1 protein-coding gene is annotated in these 1,483 nt (G+C 38.8%); it reads left to right on the top strand.

The window, feature by feature from the left end; genetic code table 11:
• Positions 1-16: 16 nt before the first annotated feature.
• Positions 17-1,483, top strand: a 1,467-nt coding sequence (locus tag CRYPD_RS07635) for a BspA family leucine-rich repeat surface protein (RefSeq protein WP_138146976.1), incomplete at its 3' end; no start/stop codon positions are given.

Raw genomic sequence — 1,483 nt, forward strand, 5'->3', positions numbered from 1 at the left:
AACAAATGCAGAAGGTATGTTTATTAGAACTGCAATGACTGTAGATAACATGGATGATACCTTGCGTGGCTGGGCAAAGCTTGATACTGCTGCAGGAGAGACTGCTATTAAAAATAATGTTACTTGGGACATCGAAGATTACACCGATGCTACTGCCAAACAATATTTAATAGACACCTATAATTGGACTATTAATGGCACTTTTGATGGCAGCAAGACGATACAAGGCACCGTCACTGCTGACACACTTGCCACAACCAGCATAAAAACCACACTGCACGGCTTAGGCGGTAACGATACGCTGACTGGTGGCACGACGAATGATATTTTAATCGGTGGTGCAGGCGATGACACTTTAACTGGTGCAGGCGGTAGAAATACTTTTGATTACGGCTTTGAAAATGCAGGCAATGATATTATTACCGACTTTACCGTGGGAAATACAAGTATAAATGCTAATGCAGATATTATTGATCTTAAAGACTTGTTAATAGGTTACTCTATTTCTAATCTGAGTGATTTTGTAACAGCAGCTGCCGATGGCACTGGCACTAAACTGACTATTGACCATAATGGCACCAGAGCGCTTAATAGTTCAATAACCATTGCGTTATCAAATGTTGCCTATAGTGCCAATTTGTTGGATAATTTGATTACTAATGGTAACTTAATACTTGCGACTTCCCCAACCCTAACGATTACAGGCAGCGGAGGAGCAAGTATTGCCACCAAGATAATCGCATTTAATTTTAATGAAGCGATTAAGGACGGGTCGTTTACTGTTGATGATGTTGGCATTGTAAATGGCACTATTGATACTGGCTCATTTACCAAAGTAAGTGACACTCAATATACCATTATGGTAACCCCAAACCTAAGTGGAAGGCATTCTAATGTCGCCATTACGGTTGCAGCGAATACCTTTACAAATCTTGCTGGTAACCCCAACGCTACTGCCACTAAAAACACAACTAGTGTTACCTTTTTAAGAGATAAGGTTGATATTGATGGTAATGGCTCTGATGATGATTTAACAAATTGGGATGTTAGCTATGTAATTGATATGTCTGGTATGTTTTCTGATGCAACTGCCTTTAACCAAGATATTGACAGTTGGGATGTTAGTAATGTGACAAACATGAACTCTATGTTTGTAAAAGCAACCGCCTTTAACCAAAATATTGACAGTTGGGATGTTAGCAATGTAAAGAATATGCTTCTTATGTTTTATAAAGCAACCGCCTTTAACCAAAATATTGACAGTTGGAATGTTAGCAATGTAAAAAGTGTATTTTTGATGTTTTATGAAGCAACCGCCTTTAACCAAAGCATTGGCAGTTGGGATATTTCGAGTTTAACAAATGCAGAAGGTATGTTTATTAGAACTGCAATGACTGTAGATAACATGGATGATACCTTGCGTGGCTGGGCAAAGCTTGATACTGCTGCAGGAGAGACTGCTATTAAAAATAATGTTACTTGG

The sequence above is a fragment of the Bathymodiolus heckerae thiotrophic gill symbiont genome, from assembly GCF_900180345.1.
Taxonomy (GTDB): Bacteria; Pseudomonadota; Gammaproteobacteria; order PS1; family Pseudothioglobaceae; genus Thiodubiliella.